Annotated in this window: 6 protein-coding genes; 2 read left to right on the forward strand and 4 right to left on the reverse strand. The window is 69.8% G+C overall.

Annotation, left to right across the window (positions count from 1 at the left end):
* Positions 1-73 precede the first annotated feature (73 nt).
* The 4 genes from AB0F15_RS44665 to AB0F15_RS44680 form a co-directional block, all read right to left on the reverse strand.
* The gene (locus tag AB0F15_RS44665) at positions 74-703 is read right to left on the reverse strand and encodes an NUDIX hydrolase (RefSeq protein WP_360283965.1); all 630 of its coding nucleotides are present in this window, start codon (positions 701-703) and stop codon (positions 74-76) included.
* The gene (locus tag AB0F15_RS44670; protein ID WP_360283967.1) at positions 700-2,400 is read right to left on the reverse strand and encodes a CTP synthase; all 1,701 of its coding nucleotides are present in this window, start codon (positions 2,398-2,400) and stop codon (positions 700-702) included. The genes AB0F15_RS44665 and AB0F15_RS44670 overlap by 4 nt, the downstream gene beginning before the upstream one ends.
* A 90-nt stretch (positions 2,401-2,490) precedes the next feature.
* A complete protein-coding gene (locus AB0F15_RS44675; protein WP_360283969.1) occupies positions 2,491-3,651 on the reverse strand; it encodes an acyltransferase in 1,161 nt (386 codons plus the stop codon).
* Between the two features lie 202 nt (positions 3,652-3,853).
* Positions 3,854-4,540 carry a GntR family transcriptional regulator gene (locus tag AB0F15_RS44680; protein WP_360283971.1) on the reverse strand — a complete coding sequence of 229 codons (687 nt, stop codon included), beginning with the start codon at positions 4,538-4,540 and terminating at the stop codon, positions 3,854-3,856.
* A gap of 148 nt (positions 4,541-4,688) precedes the next feature.
* Here AB0F15_RS44680 and AB0F15_RS44685 point away from each other — a divergent pair, with 148 nt between their 5' ends.
* On the forward strand, positions 4,689-6,110 hold the full coding sequence (locus AB0F15_RS44685) for an NCS1 family nucleobase:cation symporter-1 (RefSeq protein ID WP_360283973.1): 1,422 nt from the start codon (positions 4,689-4,691) through the stop codon (positions 6,108-6,110).
* Positions 6,107-6,395, forward strand: a 289-nt coding sequence (locus AB0F15_RS44690) for an aspartate/glutamate racemase family protein (RefSeq protein WP_360283975.1), incomplete at its 3' end; no start/stop codon positions are given. The genes AB0F15_RS44685 and AB0F15_RS44690, both read left to right, overlap by 4 nt.

Consider the following 6,395-nt stretch of genomic DNA (forward strand, 5'->3'; position numbering starts at 1 on the left):
GGTGTGGTCGTAGTACGACATCAGCACGGCACGAGCGGCCGGCAGGTTCGGCCCCGGGGCGCAGCGGAGCGGCTCAGGCTTCCTTGCGCTTGGCGAACGCCGTGGGGCGGTCCTCCCACGGGGCGTCGGCCGGACGCGGCTCGGCGACGCCGGTGAGCACCGCGTGCGTGGCCAGTACCCCGGACACCGTGGCGCCGTTGAGCAGCTCGCCCGCCAGGGCCATCCGGACCGCCTCGGCGAGCGGGAACTTGCGGATGACGAGGTCCGCCTCCTCGTCGCCGAGCACCTCGCGATCCACTTCGGACAGTCCGCGGGCGAGGAAGACCCGCACCACCTCGTCGGTGAAGCCGGGCGACGCCGCGACGTCGACCAGGGTCACCCAGTCCGCGGCGGCCAGCCCGGCCTCTTCGACCAGCTCACGCTTGGCCGTGCCGACCGGGTCCTCGCCGAGGTGGTCGATCAGGCCCGCGGGCAGCTCCCACAACCGGTGCCCGATCGGGTGGCGGTACTGGTGGACGAGCGTGACCTGCTGCTCGTCGTCCAGCGCGACGATCGCCACCGCGCCGAGGTGCTCGATCACCTCCCGGACCGCGGTGTCCCCGCCCGGCATCACGACGTCGTCGATCCGCAGGCCGACGACCCGTCCGATGTGGACGTCGCGGCTGGACGCGACGCTGAACTCGTGCTCGCCCGGCGCGGTCATCGGGCGGCCACGGTGGCTTCGGGCAGCTCGACCGGCAGCCGCTCGGCGACCTTGCGGTCCACCACGGCCTTGACGAACGCGCTGAACAGCGGGTGCGGCCGGGTCGGGCGGCTCTTCAGCTCCGGGTGCGCCTGCGTGCCGACGAAGAACGGGTGCACCTCGGCGGGCAGCTCGACGAACTCGACCAGGCGGTCGTCCGGCGAGGTGCCGGAGAAGACCAGGCCCGCGTCCGAGAGCTGCTTGCGGTAGGCGTTGTTGACCTCGTAACGGTGCCGGTGCCGTTCGGACACCTCCGTGGTGCCGTACGCCTTCGCGACCTGCGAACCCGCCTTGAGCTTCGCCGGGTAGGCGCCGAGCCGCATGGTGCCGCCCATGTCGCGCTCGCCGGCGACGACGTCGCGCTGGTCGGCCATGGTCGAGATCACCGGGTGCTCGGTGTTCTCGTCGAACTCCGACGAGCCGGCGTCGGGGATGCCGGCCAGGTGCCGGGCGGCCTCGATGACCATGCACTGCAGGCCGAGGCACAGCCCGAGCAGCGGAACACCGCGGGTGCGGGCGTACTCGATCGCGCCGACCTTGCCTTCGATGCCGCGGATGCCGAACCCGCCAGGGATCAGCACCCCGTCCACACCGGACAGCACGGAGGCGGCGCCGGACGCGGTCTGCGCGTCGTCGGAGGCGACCCACACGATCTCGACCTTGGCGCGGTGGGCGAACCCGCCCGCACGCAGGGCCTCGGTGACCGACAGGTAGGCGTCGGGCAGGTCGATGTACTTGCCGACGACCGCGATCTTCACCGTCTCGCTCGGGTTGTGCACGCGGTCGAGCAGGTCGCCCCACACCGTCCAGTCGACGTCCCGGAACGGCAGGCCGAGGCGGCGGACCACGTAGGCGTCGAGCGCCTCGCGGTGCAGCACCTTCGGGATGTCGTAGATGGACCGCGCGTCCGGACAGGCGATGACGGCCTCGTTGTCGACGTCGCACATCAGGCCGATCTTGCGCTTGAGGTCCTCGGGGATCTCCCGGTCGGCCCGGCAGACCAGCGCGTCGGGCTGGATGCCGATGTTGCGCAGCGCGGCCACCGAGTGCTGGGTCGGCTTCGTCTTGAGCTCGCCCGACGGCGCCAGGTACGGCACCAGCGAGACGTGCAGGAAGAAGCACTGGTCGCGGCCGACGTCGTGGCGGACCTGGCGGCAGGCCTCCAGGAACGGCAGGGACTCGATGTCGCCGACCGTGCCGCCGACCTCGGTGATGACGACGTCCGGCGATTGGCCGTTCTCGTCGGGCTCGGCCGCGGCGGTGATCCGGGCCTTGATCTCGTCGGTGATGTGCGGAATGACCTGCACGGTGTCGCCGAGGTACTCGCCGCGGCGCTCCTTGGCGATCACCTCGGAGTACACCTGGCCGGTCGTGACGTTGGCCTTGCCGTCGAGGTCGCGGTCGAGGAACCGCTCGTAGTGCCCGATGTCCAGATCGGTCTCGGCGCCGTCGTCGGTGACGAACACCTCGCCGTGCTGGAACGGGTTCATCGTCCCGGGGTCGACGTTGAGGTACGGATCGAGCTTCTGCATCGTGACGCGAAGCCCGCGTGCGGTAAGGAGCTGACCCAGGCTCGAAGCCGTGAGTCCCTTACCCAGAGAGGAGGCGACGCCTCCGGTGACAAAGACATACTTGGTTGCCCGCGACTGAAGTCCCACGGGCCGCCAGCATATCCCACGCGCCAGGATCCGCTCGCTGTGCCTCGCCCGAGCCGTCAGGTATGACCCAGGCCACCCGACCGGGTGAGGTCAGGCCGCGGCCTTCGCGAGCCGCAGCCGGGGCCGTCCGGTGAGCGCGCGGCTGCCCGGCAGCCGCCGCAGCACCTCCACGATGACGACGGTCAGGGTGATCGTGGCCAGGTAGATGAGCACGCTCAGCCACGGCGCGCCGAAGCGCTCCGCCACGACCGGGATCACCGGCCCGAGCAGCGCCAGGGCGAGCGGGTGCACGAGGAAGATGCTGAACGACCGGTTCGCCGCCCACGAGACCACGCGGGCCCCGCGGCTGCCTTCACGGCGGCGCGCCGCCCACGACGTGCTGAACGCGTAGATCGCCGCGATGACGCTGAGGAACCACGGGATCAGGTACGGCTGGAACGGATCGCTGGCCACCTGCGGGAAAGTTCCACTGTGGACAGTACGGAGGTAGTACCACTCGGTGCCGGCCAGCACGGCGACGAGCACGCCGCCGAGCAGCAGCCGGTGCCGCCCCGCCCAGGCGTGCACGGTCTCGAAGTGCATGGCCACCACGGCACCGAACAGTGTGTAGAACTGGTACGGCAGGATCGTGCCGTACAGGTGGGTGATCGTTTCGTAGCTCACGCCGAGCGGCTGGTACGTCATGAACAGCGTCACGCCGATCTGCACCAACCCGCTGCCGAGCAGCAGCCACTTGTGCTTGCCCGCGGTCGCCCGCAGGAGCTTCATCAGCACTGGGAAGAGCAGGTAGACCTGCATCGTCACCAGCAGGAAGTACAGGTGGTACCAGGCGCCGCCGGTGACGAGGTCCTTCAGCAGCAGGCGCATCGACGCCTCCAGCGAGCCCGGCTGCTGCTCGCCGGTCACCAGCGCGTACGCCCAGAAGAACATCGACCACGCCAGGTAGGGCGTCGCGACCAGCGGGAGCCGCCGCCGCCAGAAGTCGCCTGCGGTGAACTCGCGGCGGCGGTTCTGGAACACCAGCACGAACCCGGTGAGCGCGAAGAACGCCTCCCGGGTGAAGTGCAGCGGCGTCTCGACGGCGTTGGCGCCGACGTCCTGCGCGAAGTTCGTCGCGCCCACCACGTGGATCAGGATGACGCACGCGAACGTGATCAACCGGAACAGGTCGATCTGGTGGAGGTAGGGCGCTTTGCCGCCCGGTCTCGCGACCCGGGCGGGCGCTTCGAGCGTGGCCTGGGCGGTCGTCATCGTGCCACCGATCCGGCACCGTCGTCAGCGTGGTTCACGTTGTCAGACTTGCCACCCATTCTGTGAATTTCCCATGAAGCCGCTGGGAAGCGCCTGTTGGCGGAGCTTGTGGGGCGTGTCGGATATGCCACGTCCGCTCGGGGTGCGTGGCTCCGGTGATCATGTTATCGGGTGAGCTGTCCGGTACTGGGCGTGACCTTCGTCATCGCGCCGTGACCTGCGCGGAACCCGTCACCCCGGGCGTGTCGCCCCCGAAGAGGGAGCGCAACGTCACCTCGCGATTCACTCGCACGTGTTCCACCGCGGACGCTTTCGCGCGGTCCGCGTCGCCCGAGGCGATCGCCTCGCGGAGCCGCCGGTGCTCGTCGAGCAGCTCGGCCCAGTGCTCGTTCTGGCTCGTGAGCCAGCGGAGCCTGCCTTCCAGCGGCTGGAGCATCGTGCTGAGCAGCGCGTTGCCCGCGATGGCGACGATCTCGTCGTGGAAGCGCGAGTTGAGCACGGTGATCCGGGCGGCGTCGCCGCGAGCCGTGGCGCGGGCGGCGTCGGCGAGGACGCGGTCGAGGCGCTTGAGCTCGGCGGCACCGGCACGCTCGGCCGCGAGCCCCGCGGCGAGCCCTTCGAGGGCCTCCCGGACGTCGAACAGCTCCTCGACGTCGACCCGCGCCAGCTGCCGCACGACGACCCGGCGCGGCGACTGGACGACGAGGAACCCCTCGGCCTCCAGGCTGCGGATGGCCTCGCGGACCGGCACCCGGGAGACGCCGAGGTCTTCGGCCAGCTCGCGCTCGACCAACCGGTCACCCGGGCGCAGCCGGCCGGTCAGGATCCGCTCGCGCAGCTCCTCGCGGACCCGCTGCCGGGTGGCCGCGAGGGGTTGCCGCTCGTTCACCGCGCCCCTCCTTCAACACCGCCGTAACCGGCCGTAACACGAGTTTATCGGCCGGAGGGTTGACTGCCGGAAGCGACGGAGTGATATTTGGGATTCCAAAGTTTGGTATCCCAAATCGCCGTCGCCGTACGTCGATCGGAGGGCCCGCATGACCGCCGCCCCGCTCACCGAACCTTCCCAAGAGACACCGACACCACCCGACCCCCGGCTGTGGAACGAAGATCTCGCCCCGGCGCAGGACCGCCGGTGGAAGGTCTACGACATCTTCGCGCTGTGGATGTCCGACGTGCACAACCTCGGCAACTACACCTTCGCGGCCGGGCTGTTCGTGCTCGGGCTGTCGGCCTGGCAGGTGTTCACCGCGCTGCTGTTCGGCTTCGTGCTGATCTACTTCGGGATGAACCTGATGGGCCGGATCGGGCAGCGCACCGGCGTGCCGTTCCCGGTCGTGGCGCGGCTGAGCTTCGGCACGTTCGGCGCCAACCTGCCCGCGCTGGTCCGCGCCGTCATCGCGATCTTCTGGTACGGCATCCAGACCTACCTGGCCAGCGTGGCCATCACCCTGCTCGTGCTCGCCATCGACCCGGGCCTCAAACCGTGGACCGAACACGGGTTCCTCGGCCTGCACGCCCTCGGCTGGATCTGCTTCGTCGCGCTGTGGGCGGTCCAGGCGCTGATCCTCACCCGCGGTATGGAGTCGGTGCGCAAGTTCCAGGACTGGTGCGGCCCGGCGATCTGGGTCGTGATGATCGCCCTCGCCGTCTGGATCCTCGCCGCCGGCCACTGGAACATCTCCTTCACCAGCAGCCCGAAGCAGCTGTCCACCGGCGAGCAGATCCGGCAGTGGTTCGGCGCGGCCGGGCTCATCCTGGCCACCTACGGCACGCTCATGCTCAACTTCTGCGACTTCTCCCGGTTCGCCCCGGACCAGAAGACCGTGCGGCGCGGCAACTTCTGGGGCCTGCCGATCAACTCGACGGCGTTCGCGCTGCTGTCGGTGGTCGTCACCGCGGGCAGCATGCAGGTGTTCGGCGAAGCGATCACCGACCCGGCCGCGCTGCTCGCGAAGGTGCACAACACGCCGGTGCTCATCGTCGGCGCCCTGACCTTCGCCATCGCGACCATGGGCGTCAACATCGTCGCGAACTTCGTCTCCCCCGCCTACGACCTGGCCAACATCTGGCCGAAGCGGATCACCTTCACCATCGGCGGGATGATCAGCGCGGTTGCGGCCCTGTGCGTGCTGCCGTGGAAGCTGTACTCCTCGCCGGCGGTGGTCAACTACTTCCTCGGCGGCCTCGGAGCGTTCCTCGGCCCGCTGTTCGGGATCATGATCGTCGACTACTACCTGATCCGGCGCGGCCAGGTCGACGTCGCCCAGCTGTTCGTCGACGGCGGCAGCTACCCGCGAGTGAACCCGCGCGCCTTCGCGACCTTCTTCCCGACCGCCAGTCTCGCCGCGGTGATCGCGCTGGTGCCGTACTTCGCGCCGGCCGCGCCGTACTCGTGGTTCATCGGCACGGCGTCGTCCGCGCTGCTCTACTACGCGGTGTCGAGGAAGCATCGATGAAGATCGTCGTCACCAACTGCAACACCACCGAGGCGATGACGAAGGAGATCGAAGCCGGGGCCCGCGCGGCCGCGAGCCCCGGCACCGAGATCCTCGCCAGGACCCCGCGCTGGGGACCGGAGTCGGCCGAGGGCTGGCTGGACAGCTTCCTGTCCGCCGCGGCCGTGCTGGACCTGTTGCGGGGCCTGGACCCCACCACCGACCCGGCGAGCATCACGGGCCGGCCAGGAGCGCTGGACCGGACCGGCCGCACCCTCCGGCTGAGCTCCGGTCACCACGTCGTCA

Source organism: Amycolatopsis sp. NPDC026612, from assembly GCF_040638285.1.
Taxonomy (GTDB): Bacteria; Actinomycetota; Actinomycetes; order Mycobacteriales; family Pseudonocardiaceae; genus Amycolatopsis.